This window comes from Parabacteroides hominis (assembly GCF_014287585.1).
GTDB lineage: Bacteria > Bacteroidota > Bacteroidia > Bacteroidales > Tannerellaceae > Parabacteroides > Parabacteroides hominis.
This window is the reverse complement of the sequence record NZ_JACOOJ010000055.1, coordinates 1-20,469: the sequence shown is the minus strand read 5'-3', so window position 1 is coordinate 20,469 and position 20,469 is coordinate 1. Positions and strand designations below refer to the sequence as shown.

Below are 20,469 nucleotides of genomic sequence, written 5' to 3'. Positions count from 1 at the left end.
AACAAAAAATCTTATGCCGAAAGTTACATAAACTTTGGGTAATAACAAAGTCCGAGCTTGGGAAAGTTCGGACTTTGCGCATAAAAAAAGAGGATGCGACGGTTTTGACACACCCTCAAGGGAAATTTGTGTGTTTCTTTTATTTTACAATTGCTTTGACAGCTTCTTCGCCTTCGACAGCTACTACCACCACACCTGCCGGAGCAGCGATTACAGCGTTGTCAGAAGCGATTACTGTGTTAGCTACTACCTGGCCTAAGATGTTGCTGATAACAACCTTCTTGCCGGCAGCGTTAGCGATCGTTACCTGGCCTTCGCCGGCGATAACGGCTACTTCAGATGTTGCGATTGTTTCGTTGTCTGTCGGAGTCAGGTCTGTATCGTTGACATTGAACAACTGAGCCTGATCCTTGCTTCCCAATACCAAGATACCATTTAGGTAACTTACATATTTGTTGCCATTTTTGTCAGCCTTCGTTTCAAGACGATATACACCATCGCTTTCGATAGCGAATGCCCAAGTGGCAGGTGTGATACCCAGATTCTCACTTGCTGCAACGTGGATCGTATCTTTATCTGTAGCCTTCGGCATAGCGATAGCCAGAGAATCGTTGTTTCCGAATTCTACACGGTTAGCAGAAACGAAACCGATGCGAGTCAAACCATCCTGAGTATACTGAACTGTATCATCGCTGTAATCGATAGAGTCATTGTAGCTAACCATGTATGCTTTCTTATCGAATGAACCGACTTTTTCAACATCGATCGGTTTCGTGATGTAGTAAGCATAACGATAGTTGTTTGCACGATTGACATAAGCAGTATCCAGACCCAGGACGAAGTCGTTGTCAGTAGCGGCTTTCAGTTCCAGACCGGTACGTTTGATTACGGCGAACGGTTTAACAGCAGTTACCTTAGAAGCCTCATCACCGTCCAAAGAGATGATCACGTTCTTGATACCTTCAGTTTCAAAGTTCTTATAGATTTCTGTCACTTCTTCAGCCAGATTGAATACATAAGAAGTGGCTTCACCCATTGCAACCTTCACGCCTTCGCCGTCCTGGTTGATCGACAACTTACCTTCGTTTGCATTAACCAATACTTCATATTCGTCAGCGTTATCGTTTACTCTTCTGAACTTCAAAGTATTAGTGTTTGCCTTTGTCGTGATGTACAACATACCGTTGATAGAAGTCAGATAATAAGTTTCCTTCTTATCTTTTGTTACCAACTGGAATGTACGAGTCAGGATAGATTCGTCATTCAATTTTGAATCTGTAGTTGTCGGAGTGGCAACAACCAAAGACATTGCTTCGTCTGCATTCGGAGTCACCACAACGGCAGAATCCTTACCTACTGTCAGGTAGTAAGCTTCCGGATTTGCATAATTCTTAGCGGTCAGAACGAAAGATTTCAAAATCTGTTCTTCATTCGTCAGATATTTGTAACCCAAGTGTTTGTCTTCTTTCAAGTTTGCGATTTCCACAACCTGGAATGTATCTTTTGCAGCAGTTGTATAGATACGTTTTGCTGCATCGATTACATATACTTTTTGGTCATTTACGATTTTCTGGTCTTTATCGCGGTTGGCGATTGTATAAGCGTGGGCAGCTGCGTCTGCTTTCTTAACGAACCACTGAGTAGCCGGAACAGAAGCTGAAACCTTGCTTTCTTTTACCAATGTAGTATTGTAAGTTCCGTCATAAGCCACTACACGGAAACCACCCTTGTCAGCTTCTTTCATGCTCTTGACAAAGAACACTTCACCTTCTTCGAAGTCTGCATACGGAGGCATTGAGAATGTGATTTTTGTGTTCTTGATAGCTTCGTCAGGAGTATTAAGATCTGTTGTGACAGAGACTTCACGGCCGTTACCTAATGTACGGATAACAACACGTGCTTCCTTTTCATACTTTACAAAACCGTCTTTTACATCAGTATAATTACCATTATCGTTCTTCTCCGGAGCATAAGTATCAATCAGGATAGAATCGCCTGTAGCGATGTTATCAATAACAGCAGACAATTTGAAAGCATATTTGTTGATGTTCTTGTTCAACGGAGCGACTAAAACGTCAACATCATTGATCGTTGCCGGAATCAATGTGTCTGTAGCAAAAGTCAGATACTGTTCTTTGTTGGCAACATAGTTAGTATCAACTGTCAGATAAGCTTGCTGTTTATTGATAGTTGAGTCTGCAATAGCCAAGGCATAATAATCATCAATTGCACTGGATTCAGTGTCTCTTTCACTTTCTACAGCTTTTTCTGCCAAAGTTGCGATTGTTGCACCGATAGTTTCAGTAGTAGTAGTTTTAAAGTTTGCCGTATTGAACTCTTTCAAAGCAGCCAGTTCGTCTTCTGTTGCCCATTGGATCGTAGCGCCAGTGTTAGCCGGAGTCATCCAAGCCTGCATAACCTTATCGACAGCGTCAACCTTAGCTTTTGTGTCTTTGATCAACTTATCCATAGCATCCAAAACGGCTTTAGTTGCAGTCTGGAATTCTTTCAGAGCGGCATTGTCTGCAGCCAATTTTTGTCCTGCAGCAATATTAACATCTGCCACAGCCTTCATCTTAGTTTGTGCTGTAGCTATCTTTGTTTTCACATCAGCTGCATCTGCCAAAATAACAATGTTAGCATCCACTTCCTTACCAGCCAGATCCAAGTCTGCCTGATTCTGGATCAGAGAACCGGCTTTTGCAGCATCTGCACCCGTATTACCAATTGTTTTCAGATAAGTAATAGCTTCATCCGTACCATCAATATAACCTTTCAAAGCAGCCTTCAAATCATCCAACTGTCCGTAAGCTTCTTTTACGCCAGCCAAAGCTTCTGCATATTCTCCTTTATATACAGCAGCAGAATAAATCGGCATTGCAGTAGCATGCAATGTATAGGCAGAGAACGGGTTTGCATATTTATTGCTTACTACATCCTTAGAGAAAGAAAGAGTAAAACCGTCATTACCTTTAGCGTTCAGTTCTTGTGCATCAAATTTGTAAACGTCCTCTACGGCAGTAGCAATCGGGGCTAAAGTTTCTACGCCACTCTCTGTAGGAAAATCCTGAGTAAATTCAGGTTTGCCGCCTTTTTGCTCATCGGAAACAATCGATTGCAATTTGATCACATTATCTTTAATAGCCAACTTATATTTAGTTGTTTTGTCGGCTGTTTTAGAATAGAGGTATTCAATAAAACGGAAATCCTGGTCTGCAATAGTTGATAAAGCTTCATATTCATCTTTTGTCACAGTCCATTTATCCAAACCTTCTGCACCCAAAACAGCAGCCGGAGATTTGTAGAATGTCTTACCCGGCTGTACAAGAGCCGTGCTTAAGATCAACTGACGATTTCCAACCTTGCTAAAGATACGCATTTCATATTGAGCGATTTGTCCGTTCGCAGCCTTTACCGGAGTAAACTCTACACGCCACAAAGTCTCGTTAAAATCTTCAAGGCTTTGAATATCCTTAGCTGCCCAAACAGCCAAAGAGTCACGGGTTTCGCCATGACCAATGACGACTAAATCTTCGCCGGTTTTCATTTGGTAATACTTTTCCAAGCTTTTTTTCAAAGTTGCTTCATTTTCATTACCAGAAGCCGCCTGAACTGAAAAAGAACTACCGGCTACCAGAGCGGCAGCCAAAAGAGTAGAAAATCTCTTGTTCATAATCATTAAAAATTAATTGTTAATAAAATAGTGTTTAAGAATCCAACAACTAATTTCACGAAGGAGAGAACAACTCCCCGCGAATGATTATGAACGGGCATAAAAAAAACGCGGGCCAATTGTCTATTATCAACTCAAAGGCTCTGGTAAGCCCGCTAAACAATAATAGAACAATAGCCCGCGCCTTATACGATATAACAAATCTTCCCATAATAATGGTAGATGAACTTATACGTAACCAGCGCAAGCATTTACTGTCTATTATTCCGTTTAGCTAAAAATTTACCAGATTTTTGAGTTGGAATAATCTTCGTAAAATGCTTACAATATGTAATTGATCCCGCACTCCGTGAGCCGCTGCCCACTACGGAATCGTTGCAAAGGTAAATAGGTTTTCCGAATCAACAAGAAAAAACGCCCACTATTTTCCAAAATATGTGGGTTACAGGACAAAACAATACTCTTTGGACAACATATTCCCTTAGTCTATGGATAAAATACAAGTACCTGATATACATTGAATGAAGTAAAAAACAAATCCCAAAACGGAAAATCCCTTGGCAGGAAACGAGAATACCCTATGCCGGAAATAGAGCCTGACGGCTCTTTGGGAATGGCCGATACCACCTGCTCCTATGAGATTCAAGTGAGGCAAGCCTCATGCCGCAGCCTCTCTTTTGCCGTCTGCTTCAGCAGACGGATAGGTGATTGTTCCCGGCTTTGCCGGTTCCTTTGTGGGTTTTAACCCCTTTAAATGCAATCAATGAAAGGGGTTAAAAACCCACAGAGGAAGAGGCTTTGCCTCTGAATCCTTTAAACCGTCTGCTGAAGCAGACGGCAAAAGAGAGGCGGATGGGGCATAAAAAAACGCGGGGCTATTGTCTATTATTTAACATAAGGCTCTGGTAAGCCCACACACCAATAATAGAACAATAGCCCGCGCCTTATACGATATAACACACTCTTCCCATAACAATGGTAGATGAATTTATACGTAACCAGCGCAAGCATTTACTGTCCATTATTCCTTCACACTTAAAAATTTATCAGATTTTCAGATCAGAATAATCTCCGTAAAATGCTTACAATATGTAATTGATCCCGCGCCCTGTGAGCCGCTGCCCACTACGGAATCGTTGTAAAGGTAAATCGGTTTTCCGAATCGACAAGAAAAAATGCTCGTGATTTCCCAAAATATGTGGGTTACAGGACAAAGCAATACCCTTTGGGCAACATTTTCCCTTGGTTTAGGGATAAAATACAAGTAAGCGATATACTTTGAATGAAGTAAAAAACAGATCTCAAAACAGCATATTGATAAACACTAATAACCAGCCTATTACAGTTTCCCCCTGGAGGAAACAGAAATTCCCTCGGTAGGAAACGAGAGTTCCCCCGTCAGGAAACGGAAATTTCCTCGATAGGAAACGGGAGTTTCCCAGTAAGGAAACTTTATGAAAGTAAAAAGGCAGTGGAACTAAATCACGCTGAAAGGAATCAGTGCAACGCTTTGTGTCGCAGGCTTGCCTCACTTGATACGGGATCGCAAAGAAGCAGGCGGTATCGGCAATCCTTAAAGAACCGTGCTTCACAACGAAAGGAATAACAATATTTCATACAATAAATACGTTACATATATAAGAAATACCTATTTTTGTTGCAATATAAACGAAAACTTGCTTGCAGGTTTTCATGAATGGTAAAAGGAATGGCGAATAAAGAAAAAATAGATTATCTGCTCCTGGATATCCGGGAGCTTGAAACGTTGGTTGCCGGCATGCGGGATGCAGAAGTGTATCCGGTGTCTTTTTTCGGCCAGACTTTCGACCTCACCCATAAGATCCTGAAGGATCTACATGCTTTGGAAACGGCCCAGATCGAAATGCTGCGCAAACAGATGGAAGAGCATCAGGCGTTGATCCAATCTATTCCTCCATCGGTTGCCGCCTCGGTACAAACGGTACAGGAATCTCCGATCATAGCCCCCGCCCCAATTCCGGCAGAAACAGAGCCAACCGCCGCCCAAGAACCGGAAATCAAACAGGTCGTAACGGAAGAAATCGTAACAGAGGTTCTCCAAAAGGAAATGCCTGCGGAAGAACCGGCAGTTGTTCAACCGGCCCCCATAACGACTCCCGCTGAGGAAATCAAACAGGAACGTCCCGGATTATTCCTCAACGACCTGCTGGAAAAGAAAAACCTTTCGGATTTCCGCAAGGCATTCAGCCTGAACGACCGTTTCCGTTTCCGCCGCGAACTGTTCGGAGGGGATGAGGCACGGATGAACAAGACGATCAACGATCTGAACGATCTTCATTCGTATGAAGACTCGGTCACATATTTGAATAACGAATTAAAGTGGAATATAGAAGATGAAGCGGTAGCAGACTTTATCAAGCTGCTCGAAAAACGCTTCCTCTAAACAAACAGTTATGGCAAAATTAACAGTAGTACCTACTCCTGTCGGAAATCTGGAAGATATGACTTTCCGGGCAATCCGCGTGCTGAAAGAGGCTGACCTCATTCTGGCGGAAGACACCCGTACTACAGGCATCCTGCTCAAACATTTCGAAATACAGAACAGGATGCAGTCGCACCATAAGTTCAACGAACATAAAACGGTAGAACAGGTGGCCGCCCGTATCAAGGCGGGCGAAAACATTGCATTGGTCTCGGATGCCGGTACGCCCGCGATATCCGATCCCGGATTCATGTTAGTGCGTGAATGTGTACGTCAGGGCGTAGAGGTGGAATGCCTGCCGGGAGCCACGGCTTTCGTCCCGGCATTAGTTGCTTCGGGATTGCCCAACGAGAAATTTTGTTTCGAGGGCTTTCTTCCCCAGAAGAAGGGAAGGCAGACGCGCCTGAAAGAACTCTCCGCGGAACCCCGCACCATCATCTTCTACGAGTCACCTTTCCGGCTGGTCAAGACATTGACGCAGTTGGCCGAGTTTTTCGGCATGGATCGCCCTGTTTCCGTATCACGCGAAATATCGAAGATACACGAAGAAACCGTACGCGGCACGCTGGAAGAAGTGATCGCTCACTTCACCGTGAACGAACCGAAAGGTGAAATTGTTATAGTATTAGCAGGCTTAAAAGATAAAAAGGACAAAGAGACAGAGACAGGAACAGAAGTTTAACGTAACAACAAAAAGAACATGAAGAAAGTATTAATTGCAACAACGATTTGCACAGCCATGCTGGCCTCCTGCGGACAGAATTCAGCAGAGTATAAGAAGCTGAAAGCAGAAAACGACTCCCTGAGAATCGAAAACACTAAAAGCAATGCCGAGATGGATGAAATCCTCGGTACACTCAATGACGTAGAGGCTGATATCCAGTCTATCCGTGATGCGGAAAATTATCTCAACATACAACAACAGAAAGGGGACCTGAATAAGAGCAACCGCGAACAGATCAAAGAAAACATGCAGTTGATCAGCGAAACGCTGAAAAAGAACAAACAGCAGATCAGCGAGCTGGAGGAGAAACTGAAAAAGAGCGGAATCCAATCTGCCGCTTTAAGGAAAACAATCAGCCGCCTTTCTTCCGAACTCGACCAGAAAGCGAATATGATTGTCACGCTACAGGAAGATCTGGCAAAGAAGAATGTACGCATCCAGGAATTGGATGAAATGGTTGCTTCTTTGAATGAAGACGTGGAAGACCTGTCCACTACAACTGCGGCCCAGTCCGAAAAGTTGCAGGAGCAGGACAAGAAACTCCATACTGCTTATTATTGCTTCGGCACATCGAAAGAGCTGAAAGACCAGAAAATCCTTTCCGGCGGCGGCTTGTTTGCCAAGTCCAAAGTGTTGCAGAGCGGCTTCAACAAAGATTATTTCATTTCTATCGATATCCGCGAAGTGAAGGAAATCCCGTTGTTCGCAGGTAAAGCAAAACTGAAATCCAATCACCCGGAAGGTTCTTATGAATTTGTAAAGGACGAAGACGGCAATATGACGCTGAAGATCACAGACGAAAAAGCGTTCTGGAGCCTTGGCAAGTATTTGGTGATTGAAGTAGGATGATGAAATATAAAAGTCTTTTTATTGATTTGGACGATACCCTTTGGGACACGTACCATAATAATAAGGAATGCCTCGAAGAAGTATATGCCGCTCACCACTTTGACCGGTATTATGCCTCCTTCGAGGCTTTCTTCGATATCTACTGGCCGCATAACAACCTGCTATGGGAACAATACCGCAACAATGAAATAGACCGCCAGACATTGATCATCGAACGTTTTCGCTATATGCTCCGCCCGATGGGGATAGAAGACAAGAAATCAGTATTGGCGATCAACAACGACTTCCTGCAACGGACAACCCGCAAGACACGCCTCGTACCCGGTGCAATCGAGCTATTGGAATACCTGCGTCCCTCCTATCGCATGTATATCCTGTCCAACGGCTTTCGGGAAGTCCAGTTCAAGAAACTCAGCAACTCCGGCCTGGCTCCTTATTTCGAAAGGATGATTCTTTCTGAAGATGCCTGCATCCAGAAACCTCATAAGGGTATTTTCGATTTCGCCCTTAAAAACACCAACTCCCGCCGGGGCGAAAGCCTGATGATCGGCGACAGTTGGGAAGCCGACATTATCGGTGCTCACAACTCCAAAATCGACCAGCTCTGGCTAAACCCGGAAGGATTGCCGGCAAAAGGATTTATACCGACTTACACGGTCGGCTCTTTAAAAGAAATCGAAAAGATTTTGTAGATTATCTACAGATTATCAAAGATAAACTATATATTTGTCCTTACTATTCGCTTTTGAATAGCAACCAAATAAACTAACTATGGGAACATTCAGCAAACAACAGAAATTCAGAGAAGAATTAAGGTACAAGGAAAAGGTACGAATAGAGAACTTAGGCAAGTTCGTCTATGATCTGGCAAAACTTATTTTTGCCGCAATTGTATTGGGAGGAATATTACCTCTCTATTCGGATGTAAGTAATATGGAAAACTGGATGAAAGTTCTTTCAGGCTTTTGTTTTACTATTGCATTAAGTAAATATGCTAATTATATATTAAAACGATAAGTACAATGAAAATAGACATGATGACAATGATCAATATTACAGGAACAGTTATTGTACTAATCCTGTACTGGTGGACTTCACGTACTCGCTCCGGCAGAAGATGGCTGAAAGGGGATGATGAAGATAAGGAATAAATCGTACTGACAACATAAAGAAACAAGAAAACGGGGAACCGATGAAGATCAATCTTCAGCCGGTTCCCCGTTTTTTATATGCTTCTCCCACTAAAACTCCGAGGTAAAGTGGAACTTGATATCCGGGAAATCCTGCTGCGCCATCATCAGCACATAGCCGGAATCGGCCAGATAGACGTCGCGGCCTTCCTTATCGACAGCCATATATTGGGCTTTACGGCGTTTGAAGTTTTCGAGGGCGGCGGTATTGTCGCTTTCTATCCAGCAAGCCTTATAGAGGCTGATCGGTTCCCACTTACACTGTGCGCCGTATTCGTGGAGCAGGCGATACTGGATCACTTCGAACTGCAACTGTCCGACCGTACCGATAATCTTACGCCCGTTGAACTGGTTGGTGAAGAGCTGGGCGACGCCTTCGTCCATCAACTGCTCGATCCCTTTATTCAACTGCTTGGCCTTCATCGGGTCGGCATTCTCGATATATTTGAACATTTCAGGAGAGAAACTCGGCAATCCTTTGAAATGAAGTTCTTCGCCGGAAGTCAGCGTATCACCGATCTTGAAGTTTCCGGTATCGGGCAAACCGATGATATCGCCGGCAAAAGCCTCGTCCACCACTTCCTTCTTCTGCGCCATGAAAGCCGTAGGACTGCTGAAACGCATCATCTTTCCGAAACGGACATGCTTGTAGTTGGCATTACGTTCGAAACGTCCGGAACAGATCTTCACGAAAGCAATACAACTGCGATGGTTCGGGTCCATATTGGCATGGATCTTGAAGATAAAACCGGAGAAAGCCTCTTCTTCCGGATCGACCACCCGTTCCACAGCCGATACAGGACGGGGAGAAGGAGCGATATTGATAAAGCAATCCAGCAACTCTTTCACCCCGAAGTTATTCAGGGCAGAGCCAAAGAATACGGGAGCGATATCTCCTTTCAGGTAGGTATCGACATCAAATTCAGGATAGACGCCTTCGATCAGTTCGATATCGGAACGTAGCTTTTCGGCCTGTCCCGGCTCGATATAGTTTTCCAGTTCCGAGCTGTTGATATCCTTAAATTCCACATTCTCCGTCACATACTGCTTGCTCGGAGTATAGAGGTTCAGTTTCTGTTCATATATATTATAGACGCCACGGAACCGCTGTCCCATGTCGATCGGCCAACTCAACGGACGCACATTGATATGCAGTTCCTCTTCGATCTCGTCCAGCAAATCGAACGGATCCTTACCGTCGCGGTCCATCTTATTGACGAACACGATCACGGGAGTCTTGCGCATACGGCAGACTTCCATCAGCTTACGGGTCTGGGCTTCCACACCTTTTGCGGTATCGATCACGATGATAACGCTATCCACAGCCGTCAACGTACGGAACGTATCTTCGGCGAAGTCCTGGTGACCGGGCGTATCGAGGATATTGATTTTATGACCGGAATAGTCGAAAGCCATCACGGAGGTTGCGACGGAGATTCCACGCTGCTTTTCAATTTCCATCCAGTCGGAGGTAGCAGTCTTCTTGATCTTGTTAGACTTTACGGCTCCTGCCACATGGATGGCGCCACCAAAGAGCAAAAGTTTTTCGGTAAGAGTCGTCTTACCGGCATCCGGATGGCTGATAATAGCAAACGTTCTTCTTCTCTCAATCTCTTCTGAATACTGACTCATTGTTATGTATCTTATTTCGTTATTTTTATTTTGTTTTGTTTTGCCGATAAATGATGATTTACCAGTATGATTATATCGATGGCGTGCCGCAAGCTCTCTTTTGCCGTCTGCTTCAGCAGACGGATAGATGATTGCTCCGGCTTTGCCGGTTCCTCTGTGGGTTTTAACCCCTTTAAATATAATCTATGAAAGGGACTAAAGTCCACAGAGGAAGAGGCTTTGCCTCCAGATCTTTTCATCCGTCTGCTGAAGCAGACGGCAAAAGAGTGCCTTATACCATAGGCACAGCTTTGTCTGTTAGCTCACCCATAAATCATCATTTACTTACCTATTTAAATTATTCCGATTTCCGCCGATTCCCATCATGCAAGTTCGCAGGCTTGCTTCCCAATGGGGAATGCTGATTTTATAGATCGCCTTGATCTTAGCCTTGTTCAGGACGCTGAAATGCGGACGGGCAGCCTTCGCAGGATAATCTTTGGACTCGATCGGGAGAACATGGCAGGGAGCATTACCCAACTCCATGATCTTCACCGCAAAGTCATACCAACTGCAAACCCCTTCGTTGGAGAAATGGTAGATACCCGGAACGAAAACGCCTTCCTCGGCCTGCGCTAACACAGCCAAGATAGCCGCCGCCAGATCCCCCGCATATGTCGGCGAACCGATCTGGTCGAACACAACAGACAGTTGCTCCCGTTCATTTCCCAGACGCAACATCGTCTTGACAAAATTAGTACCGAACTCGGAGTAAAGCCATGCCGTACGGATGATAACCGCATCGGGGCAAACTTCCTGCAAAACCTGTTCACCGGCAAGTTTCGTACGCCCGTAGACAGAAGCCGGACAAGTCTCATCCGTTTCCACATAAGGCAAATGGTTCGTGCCGTCGAACACATAGTCGGTAGAAACATGGATCACCCTTGCCCCTGCCGCACGCGCCGCTTCGCCTAAGTTCCGCACGGCATCCCGGTTGATCCGGAGGCAAAGCGCTTCGTTATCCTCCGCCTTATCCACAGCCGTATAGGCGGCACAGTTTATGACATAATCGGCTTGCTTCTCCTTGACAAAAGCATCCACAGCCTGGGCATCGCAGATGTCAAGCGTATCGACGTCCGTAAACACAAACGCAAATTGCGGATATCCGGCAGATAGCTGCCGGATCGAATTGCCCAGTTGCCCGTTAGCCCCTGTTACTAAAATCGTTTTCATCTTGTCTTATTCTTCTAATTTCAGCTCTCCATTCATATCTTCACGATACTTCTCGGCCAGAAGCGCCAGGAACGAGCTGATCTGTTTGATCCCTTCCATCGTTTCGGGGCTGATTTCCTTCCCCTGCATCTTCAGCATCAGGAAACCGTAAATGGCATTGAAGCATGTTTCCAACTCAGGCAAGTCCTCACCGCCCGATTTGGCACGGAGCTGAACGATAAAGGGGAGCGTTTTATAATAAGCCGCCCCGTACACCATTTCCTTCGGCGACTTCAGAAGACGGAGGTGCAGGTCGGTCAGGGCAATGATCACATTCTTGTTCAACTGGATATGCCCCTTTTCCTTCACCCCTTCGGAACGCATCATCTCGATCAGTTCCTCATACCATTTGGCAATCTCTTCCTTCACATCGTCCGGCTGGTCGTAACGGTCCACGATCGTGCGGCGGATCGAATCCATATCGAAGTTGTTGGCACGTATCAGGTCTTCCACCTGCCACATGTACAACAGATATTCGGCTATATTTTCTTTTCTTTTTTGTCTCGCTATAATCATGGTTGCAAAGATACACTATATTCGGATAACGCCTGATAAAAATCCGCATCTTTTACACCTAACTGGCGGCAGGCCAGGCGGGCAGCATTCAGATTGATCAGGAAAAAGCGGTCCGGAATATAGACGGGGAAGTCCCCGTAGCGAGTCTGCAGATAGGTCTTTCCATCTTTCTCGACCACGACATGCTGGTCGTAAGGCATAGCCGTTATATCCTCGCGTACGCCCTGGGCAAGCTGCTTGACGACAGGGTCGCCATCGAAATAGATCAGTTTACCCCCGCGCTCGATGGAAGAGGCAAACGTGCGGAAAGTCGTGTGGTAGGCCTCCGGCGTGGCATGGTCGGTCGCGGAAGTCCACATCAGATTAGTCAGAATAGCGATATGCGGACGATAAAACTCAAGCTGGAAGCGTTTCTCCAAAGCGGACGTGACATGCTCGTCACCCTCGATAATCGCGATCCGGGCTTCGTAGCTCAGATGCACACGGTCGGGCAACAAGGGGACTTCGCTGGTCAACGCATAGTCGAACGCAAGTTTCTGCCGCTTCAGGGCGCAGACAATCATCGAGATGATCGTCTTCTTTCCCCGGCTGCCGGCAACAACGACCCGCGTCTTCTCTTTCGTCCGCTGAAATATGAATTCAGGAATCGAAAGCACTAATAATCCCAGTTCCTTTGCGCGTATTAATTCAGGGTTGTCCTGACGGACTGCGGCCCCTAATACCACAAATTGTATATCTTTAGTTAATCTCTCCGGGAACCATCCGTCTCCATGACAGGTACAACTTTCTTCTTGCAGTTTGGCAAGAGATTTTTCAGTCAGTCCTGCACCGGATACGCTTACTTCATATCCTTTTTGGTGAATAGCCAGGGCTAAGTCAAACAACAGAGGCTCGGTTACGGAGATTAAATGAACTTTTCGCATCACTCTGATTTTGCCTGCAAATGTACACAATTTCATTTACCCTTTGCATGGGTTTGAAAGAAAAAACTTCCCTATCTTTGTTGGAAAAAGGATTATTTATGGATATTCAACTTATAGACACGGGCTTTTTCCATGCAGACGGAGGCGCCATGTTCGGAGCGATTCCTAAAACAGCCTGGAGTCGCCGTTATCCAAGCAATGAACAAAACGGATGCGTGCTGGCCATGCGCAGTGCATTGGTTCGTGACGGGAACGGGAAGATCGTGCTCGTCGACAACGGGGCGGGCAACAAACACCTGAAACAACTCAGCTATTACAACTTCTTCGGCCTGGTCGACCTGAGGGAAGAACTGCTAAGGCGGGGCATTGCCTGTGAGGAGGTTACGGATGTCGTCCTCACGCACCTCCATTTCGACCATTGCGGATATACGACACAAAAAGTAGAGCGACCGGATGGAAAGCCTCTCTTTAAAATGTCCTTTCCGAACGCCACCCACTGGGTAAGCCGTGCGCAATGGGAGAATTTCCTGCATCCGAACGCGCTCGAAGCCGATTCCTATTTCATCGAGAACATGCAGGCCGCCTGCGACAGCGGCAAACTCCGCCTCATCGAAAGCGACACGAACCTCTGCCCCGGCATCGGCCTGCGCCTGTTCGACGGGCATACGCCGGGACAAATCGCACCTTACATCACGACTCCTGAGCGGACATACGTCTTCGCGGGCGATGTCATCCCGTTGGCGGCAAGCGTTTCGCCCGCCTGGATCTCGGCATACGATACCTATCCTGTCGTTTCCTACAACGAGAAAATGCGGATGCTGGAAGAAGCGGCCTTTGAAAAACAGGCAATCATCTACTGTCACGACGCCTATACCCAGTGCAGTACCGTGAAAAAGGTTAACGACTTTTTCAAGACCGATCAAAAAGTTTCACTTTTTTCCATTGGGTGAAAATAAATTTTCTCCCGCATGAAAATTTAGTTTCACCGGCAAGAAACAAAAGTTTCACCGGCAGGAAACAAAAGTTTCACCAGCGGGAAACAGAAACAATATAGTCAGCAAATCAAAGAAAAAGCTCATTATCTTGTAGGGGAGTCGACTATTTATCTTTATCTTTGTCTGACTATAATCATAAATTAATCCTGATCATCATGAAAAAGACAATCTTCGCTTCACTGACAATCCTGGCTTTTTCAGCCCTGATGCTCTGTTGCAGCAATGCTTCCAAGCAGGATAAAGTGTTTCGCCACGTTGTCATGTTCGGTTTCAAACCCGAAGTTTCCGCCCAGCAGATCAAGGAAGTCGAAGATGCTTTCTGCGCGCTTCCTTCCCAGATAGACCTGATCAAAGGGTACGAATGGGGAACGGATTGCAGCCCCGAAGGATTGCAGCAGGGATTGACGCACTGTTTCTTCCTGACCTTCCATTCGGATGCCGACCGCGACGCCTACCTGATCCATCCGGCCCATAAGGCTTTCGGAAAAGTATTGGGAGACAAGGCTTCTGCCGTCACCGTCGTGGACTACTGGACTAAATAAGAATCATTATTTTTCTCACTTATAACATTTTAAACGCATGAACAAACTAACGAAGTATGCATGTATCCTGACAGCCGTGGCCGGAGCCGTGGCCTGTTCGGAAAGTAAAAAAGCACAAGGAGACTATGCCATTATCCCGCTTCCGCAAGAGGTGGTGGCACAAGGCAGCGCCCCGTTCCTGTTGAAACCGTCTACCCCGATCTCCTATCAGGAAGGCGATACGGAAATGGAACAGACCGCCCGTTTCCTCGCCTCCTATATCAAAGAGGCTACGGGATATGAACCGAAAGTGATCGCCGGAAACGCAGACAAAGGCATTCATCTGTCGATCGCATCCGACATCCGGAACCCGGAAGGCTACCGCCTGCTGGTGAGCGAGAACGGCGTCGAGATCGCCGGGGCATCCAACGCCGGCATATTCTATGGCGTGCAGACCTTGCGCAAGTCTATCCCCGCCGTGGCCGAAGGAATGGATATCGCACTTCCGGCAGCCAGCATCAACGACTATCCGCGTTTCCCGTACCGCGGTATGCACCTCGATGTTTCCCGCCATTTCTTCCCGACCGACTCGATCAAGAAGTTTATCGATATTCTTGCCCTCCACAACATGAACCGCTTCCACTGGCATCTGACGGACGACCAGGGATGGCGCATCGAGATCAAGAAATATCCGGAACTGACCCGTATCGGAGCGCAACGCAAGGAAACCGTCATAGGCCGTAACTCCGGCAAATATGACGGCAAGCCGTATGGCGAAGGCATGTTCTATACACAAGATGAAATCCGCGACGTGATCGCTTATGCCAAAGAACGTTTCATCACGATCATCCCCGAAATAGACCTTCCGGGACACCAGTTGGCAGCCATCACGACCTACCCGGAATTGGGTTGCACGGGCGGGCCTTATGAAGTATGGACACAGTGGGGCGTTTCCGACGACGTGATCTGTGCCGGTAATGAAAAGGCCATGACCTTCCTCGAAGACGTGCTCGGCGAGGTGATCGACCTCTTCCCGTCCGAATATATCCACGTGGGCGGTGACGAATGCCCGAAAGTGCGTTGGAAGACTTGTCCGAAGTGCCAGGCCCGCATCAAGGCGGAAGGCATCAAGGGAGACAGCAAGCACAGTGCCGAAGAATACCTGCAAAGCTACGTCATCTCACGCATGGAGAAATTCGTCGAAAGCAAAGGACGCCATATCATCGGCTGGGACGAAATCCTGGAAGGCGGACTGGCTCCGAACGCCACGGTGATGAGCTGGCGCGGCGTAGACGGAGGCATCGAAGCGGCCAAACAGAAACATAATGTGATTATGACGCCTAACTCTTACCTCTATTTCGACTACTACCAGTCTACCGACACGGAACACGATCCGCTTGCCATCGGCGGCTATCTGCCGTTGGAACGCGTCTATTCGTTCGAACCGACTGCCGGAATCCCGGAAGAGTATCATAAATATGTAACCGGTGTGCAGGCGAACCTTTGGACAGAATACATCCCGACATTCAGCCAGGTCGAGTATATGGTATTGCCGCGCATGGATGCATTGGCAGAAGTGCAATGGACAAATGCCCCGAAGGATTTCAAGGCATTCCTGCCTCGTTTGGTCCGCATGACCGAACTTTACGATCGTTTGGGTTACAACTACGCCAAACACATCTTCGACATCCGTGCCTCCTTCGCTACCGACGGTGACAAAGGCGAAATCGTCGTGACGCTCGAAACCGAAGGAAACGCCGATATCCATTATACGCTCGACGGCAGCGAACCGACGGCAGCCAGCCCGAAATACGAAGCCCCTCTCCGCATCAAGCAAAATGCAGAAATAAAAGCCGTAGCTGTCCGCCCGACCGGAAACAGCCGCATCTTCTCCGAGAAGATCGACTTCAACAAGGCGACAGCCAAGCCGGTCACATTGAAGGTGGCTCCCAGCAGAGGCTATGACTTCAACGGAGGCCCTGAACTGACCGACGGCCTGAGCGGCAACGACAACTACAAGACCGGACGCTGGTTAGGATTCCAGGGCAAGGACTTGGATGCCGTTATCGACCTGAAAGAACCGGCCGAGTTCAGCAAAGTGTCCTTCAACACGAATGTTGTGAAAGGGGACTGGATCATGGGCGCGGCAGGCGTTACCGTAAAGGTTTCGGACGACGGACAGAACTTCAAGGAAGTAGCATCCAAGACAATCCCGTCTTTAGGCAAAGACGACAAAGACGGCCTTTACCCGCAGGAAATCTCCTTCGACCCGGTAAAAGCCCGCTACGTCGAAGTAATCATCAAGAGCGACAAACTTCCGTCATGGCACGGAGGTGCGGGTAATCCGGCGTTCTTGTTCGTAGACGAGATCAATCTCCAGTAAGTAGATATTTAGGCACGGATTACCCGGATTACCCGGATTTCACGGATTCTCTTTCTCATCTCCGTGTAATCCGTGAAATCCGTGCCTAAAAAATGTATAATAAAGATGTTTTGATATTCTAACATATTTCCCATGAAAAGAAACATACTTATCCTTTCCGCCCTTTGCATCTGTTGCAACCTTTTTGCCGAAGAGGTCCCGGTTAAGCAGCTCAGGTATGCAGGCCCTTATGAAATAAAAGGGCCGTTCATCGTCGACAGCCTTGACGTGAACAGTAAGAAATTTACAGACGCCGAGCGATTAAAAACCGCCATCCCCTTCAACAACGTCCGGGAAAGCAACCGGACGCTGGATGCCGCAACTCCGGCCGGACAAAGCAAAAACCACTCCGTCAGCCTCGCCTCCTTCTATCTGAACAGCGACCGTTATACGGACGGGACTCTTCTGGTCAGCGGGCCGGAGCATTACGAAGTATATATCGACAACGAGAAACAGACACCCGCCAACGGCGAGCTCAAGCTCACGCTCGAACCCCGCCGCTACGAAGTCGTAATCAAATACCTCACCGCCCCGGACGAAACGAACAATATCCCGAAAGCCACCTTTAAGACGGATAGCAAAGCCGTTGTCACGGCGACAACCGACCCGGAGAAGCGTTACACCTTGAACGATGTCTTCGACGGTACACGCTTCCGCTCCGTCAGCCTCTCCCCCAACGGCAAATACCTGTTGACCGCCTACCAGACGACTTATCCCGGTGGCGATACCGAATCGTTTCAACAAGTGACCGACCGGGCCACAGGGCAGGTTTTAATGGAAAGCGGCAGCAATCATTATAGCTGGATGCCCCGCAGTAACCGTCTTTATTATACCCGCAAAGGCATGCAGGGAAAAGAACTTGTCACGATCGACCCGGTAACCCAGGCCGAATCAGTCCTTGCCCGCAACCTTCCCGACGGCTGGTTCAGCTTTGCTCCGACAGAAGACTTCCTGCTGTTCAACGTCGCCGAAGAGGGGCCGAAGAAAGGGGAAGACCTTCAGGAAATCCTTGTGCCTGACGACCGTCAGCCGGGATGGCGCACCCGTTCGTTCATCCATAAGTACGACTTGGCAACCGGAGTGTTCCAACGCCTTACCTACGGACACACTTCGACTTCCGTCAACGACATTTCCGACGACGGTCGCTATCTGCTCTTCACTTGCAGCGAACGGGAGCTGACGAAACGTCCGTTTTCGACTACTTTGCTCTATCGGATGGATCTGCAAACATTGGAAACGGAACTCCTTCTGAAAGACCCGTTCATCAGCTACGCCCAATTCTCACCCGACGGCAGGATGCTGGCAATTGCCGCATCCGGAGAGGCGTTCGACAAGATAGGCTTGAATATCGCACCGGGACAGACTTCCAACATGAGCGACGGACAGCTCTTCCTCTACGATCCGGCAAGCAAGCAGGCGACGCCTGCCACCAAAGATTTCAATCCTTCGGTTCAAAACTTCGTTTGGAACAAAGGCGATAATCAAATCTACTTGCAGGGAGAAGATAAGGATTGCGTACGCCTGTACGTCCTGAATCCGGCAACCGGGAAAATCAGCCCTGTCCCGTTGAAAGAAGATATCCTCTCGGATTTCACGCTCGCCGAAACAGCTCCCGAACTGGTCTACTTCGGCGAAAGCGCCTCCAACTCACAGCGCCTCTATTCCGTCAACCTGAAAAAGAATACCTCCGTTTGCCTGAAAGACCTCTCTGCCGGCATTCTGGAAGACGTCATCCTCGGCGAAGTGCACGACTGGAATTTCCAGGCGGCTGCCGGCGACACGATCTACGGCCGTTATTACCTGCCGCCTCATTTCGATCCCGATAAGAAATATCCGATGATCGTGAACTACTACGGAGGAACCAGCCCGACGGAACGTTCGCTCGAAAACCGGTATCCGTCGCACGTGTATGCGGCATTGGGCTACATCGTCTATATCATCCAGCCCAGCGGGGCAACCGGCTTCGGACAGGAGTTTTCCGCCCGCCACGTGAATGCATGGGGAGAGCGTACGGGAGACGAGATCATCGAAGGGACAAAGAAGTTCTGCGCTGAACACAACTTTGTGGACTCCAAGAAGATCGGCTGTATCGGCGCTTCCTACGGCGGCTTCATGAGCCAGTACTTGCAAACGAAAACGGATATCTTTGCCGCCGCCATCTCACATGCCGGAATCAGCGACATCACCAGCTATTGGGGCGAAGGTTACTGGGGATATTCCTACAGCGCCCTGGCAAGTGCGAACAGCTATCCCTGGAACGCACGGGATATGTACACGTTGCAAAGCCCGCTGTTCAATGCCGACAAGATCAACACCCCGATCCTTTTCCTGCATGGCACTGTCGACACGAACGTCCCGATCGGCGAAAGCATCCAGATGTTTACAGCCCTGAAACTGTTAGGCAAACCGACAGCTTTCGTACAGGTTGTAGGACAGAACCACCAGATCTTCGACTACAAGAAACGAGCCGAATGGAACAAAACCATCTACGCCTGGTTCGCCAAATGGCTCAAAGACCAACCGGAATGGTGGAATGCCATGTATCCGGAAAAGTCGTTGTAAAATGGAAAAGTTGGTGCACCGCCTCCATCATGACTTGCACCGGCTTGGATGCCGATACTATCACTGCCCTGTAAACGGCAGGTGAAAAAAGACAACGGCTCCCGTCCCCGGTCTTACCGGACGGGAGCCGTTCTTTTTCGGACGGGAGCGGGGGAAATGATGAACGGGGCAAGAAACAGGGTGGACGGGGTGGACGTTATTTTGCGTTTCCAAGACTTTATACGCAATGGTAATGGTATTATCCACTATAAATACCATTACCATCGTATATAAAGTTTACAAAAGTGCATTTTAACGTCCACCTCGTCCACCCCGAAAAAACATAATCCTATGAAAACAAATCAATTATCACTTTCGAATATCCCCAACTAACATGTTTCCACCTGCTCAAAAGTCAGCTCAACTACAGTAAAAAGACGCCTTCCATGCACTTTTTTGTATTAAAAATCGTCTCTGATCGACAGTTTTCCAATGTTATTCGTGTTCATTCCGGTCACCGAAACACACGCGTAGAGGCTGATTTTGGTCATTATTTCGCTACTTGAGAGAAAAAGTAGAACATCGAAACGTTCCGGACGGCGGAAATAAGTAAAGGAAAGTTACAAGAAGGTGTCTGAAAAGGATGCCTTCTTTTTTTGTTATGCCGCCCGTTTATTATCCATTTTTATTTTTAAAACATCTTTGGTCTTCTCAATTGTCTCTCTTCGGGAAGTAATCCTACAGAAATAAGTAAAAAATAAAAGAGAACTG

Annotated in this window: 15 protein-coding genes; 10 read left to right on the top strand and 5 right to left on the bottom strand. The window is 47.4% G+C overall.

What is annotated here, in order from left to right; translation table 11 throughout:
* Positions 1-139: 139 nt before the first annotated feature.
* Entirely contained in the window at positions 140-3,673 is a 3,534-nt protein-coding gene (locus tag H8S65_RS19365) for a DUF6383 domain-containing protein (RefSeq protein WP_186931469.1), read from the bottom strand.
* A 1,708-nt stretch (positions 3,674-5,381) separates the two neighbouring features.
* Between H8S65_RS19365 and H8S65_RS19360 the strand changes: the two genes are divergently transcribed.
* From H8S65_RS19360 to H8S65_RS19340, 5 genes are all read left to right on the top strand, one after another.
* On the top strand, positions 5,382-6,095 hold the full coding sequence (locus H8S65_RS19360; RefSeq protein WP_186931467.1) for a DUF8457 domain-containing protein: 714 nt from the start codon (positions 5,382-5,384) through the stop codon (positions 6,093-6,095).
* A 10-nt stretch (positions 6,096-6,105) separates the two neighbouring features.
* The gene (gene rsmI, locus H8S65_RS19355) at positions 6,106-6,816 is read left to right on the top strand and encodes a 16S rRNA (cytidine(1402)-2'-O)-methyltransferase (protein WP_186931466.1); all 711 of its coding nucleotides are present in this window, start codon (positions 6,106-6,108) and stop codon (positions 6,814-6,816) included.
* Positions 6,817-6,834: 18 nt separating this feature from the next.
* Positions 6,835-7,707 (top strand): Cbp1 family collagen-binding glycoprotein adhesin, encoded by an 873-nt coding sequence (locus tag H8S65_RS19350; RefSeq protein ID WP_186931465.1) that lies wholly within the window; start codon positions 6,835-6,837, stop codon positions 7,705-7,707.
* Positions 7,707-8,399 carry a YjjG family noncanonical pyrimidine nucleotidase gene (locus H8S65_RS19345; protein WP_186931468.1) on the top strand — a complete coding sequence of 231 codons (693 nt, stop codon included), beginning with the start codon at positions 7,707-7,709 and terminating at the stop codon, positions 8,397-8,399. Before H8S65_RS19350 ends, H8S65_RS19345 begins: the two co-directional genes overlap by 1 nt.
* Before the next feature lie 79 nt (positions 8,400-8,478).
* Positions 8,479-8,724: a DUF6722 family protein gene (locus H8S65_RS19340; protein WP_186931464.1), complete on the top strand. Its 246-nt coding sequence runs from the start codon at positions 8,479-8,481 to the stop codon at positions 8,722-8,724.
* Positions 8,725-8,948: 224 nt separating this feature from the next.
* On the opposite strand, the gene H8S65_RS19335 is transcribed toward H8S65_RS19340, so the two are convergent.
* From H8S65_RS19335 to H8S65_RS19320, 4 genes are all read right to left on the bottom strand, one after another.
* The gene (locus tag H8S65_RS19335; RefSeq protein WP_186931463.1) at positions 8,949-10,529 is read right to left on the bottom strand and encodes a peptide chain release factor 3; all 1,581 of its coding nucleotides are present in this window, start codon (positions 10,527-10,529) and stop codon (positions 8,949-8,951) included.
* 324 nt (positions 10,530-10,853) lie between these two features.
* A complete protein-coding gene (gene rfbD / locus H8S65_RS19330) occupies positions 10,854-11,741 on the bottom strand; it encodes a dTDP-4-dehydrorhamnose reductase (RefSeq protein ID WP_186931462.1) in 888 nt (295 codons plus the stop codon).
* Positions 11,742-11,747: 6 nt separating this feature from the next.
* A complete protein-coding gene (locus H8S65_RS19325) occupies positions 11,748-12,296 on the bottom strand; it encodes a DUF4924 family protein (protein WP_186931461.1) in 549 nt (182 codons plus the stop codon).
* Entirely contained in the window at positions 12,293-13,219 is a 927-nt protein-coding gene (locus H8S65_RS19320) for a Mur ligase family protein (RefSeq protein ID WP_186931460.1), read from the bottom strand. The genes H8S65_RS19325 and H8S65_RS19320 overlap by 4 nt, the downstream gene beginning before the upstream one ends.
* 98 nt (positions 13,220-13,317) lie before the next feature.
* Between H8S65_RS19320 and H8S65_RS19315 the strand changes: the two genes are divergently transcribed.
* From H8S65_RS19315 to H8S65_RS19295, 5 genes are all read left to right on the top strand, one after another.
* On the top strand, positions 13,318-14,169 hold the full coding sequence (locus H8S65_RS19315; RefSeq protein WP_186931459.1) for an MBL fold metallo-hydrolase: 852 nt from the start codon (positions 13,318-13,320) through the stop codon (positions 14,167-14,169).
* A gap of 200 nt (positions 14,170-14,369) precedes the next feature.
* A complete protein-coding gene (locus tag H8S65_RS19310; RefSeq protein ID WP_186931458.1) occupies positions 14,370-14,756 on the top strand; it encodes a Dabb family protein in 387 nt (128 codons plus the stop codon).
* Positions 14,757-14,793: 37 nt separating this feature from the next.
* On the top strand, positions 14,794-17,118 hold the full coding sequence (locus tag H8S65_RS19305) for a glycoside hydrolase family 20 protein (RefSeq protein ID WP_186931457.1): 2,325 nt from the start codon (positions 14,794-14,796) through the stop codon (positions 17,116-17,118).
* A gap of 132 nt (positions 17,119-17,250) precedes the next feature.
* A complete protein-coding gene (locus tag H8S65_RS19300) occupies positions 17,251-19,719 on the top strand; it encodes a S9 family peptidase (protein ID WP_186931456.1) in 2,469 nt (822 codons plus the stop codon).
* 81 nt (positions 19,720-19,800) lie between these two features.
* Positions 19,801-19,992 carry a hypothetical protein gene (locus tag H8S65_RS19295; RefSeq protein WP_222616319.1) on the top strand — a complete coding sequence of 64 codons (192 nt, stop codon included), beginning with the start codon at positions 19,801-19,803 and terminating at the stop codon, positions 19,990-19,992.
* Positions 19,993-20,469 lie beyond the last annotated feature (477 nt).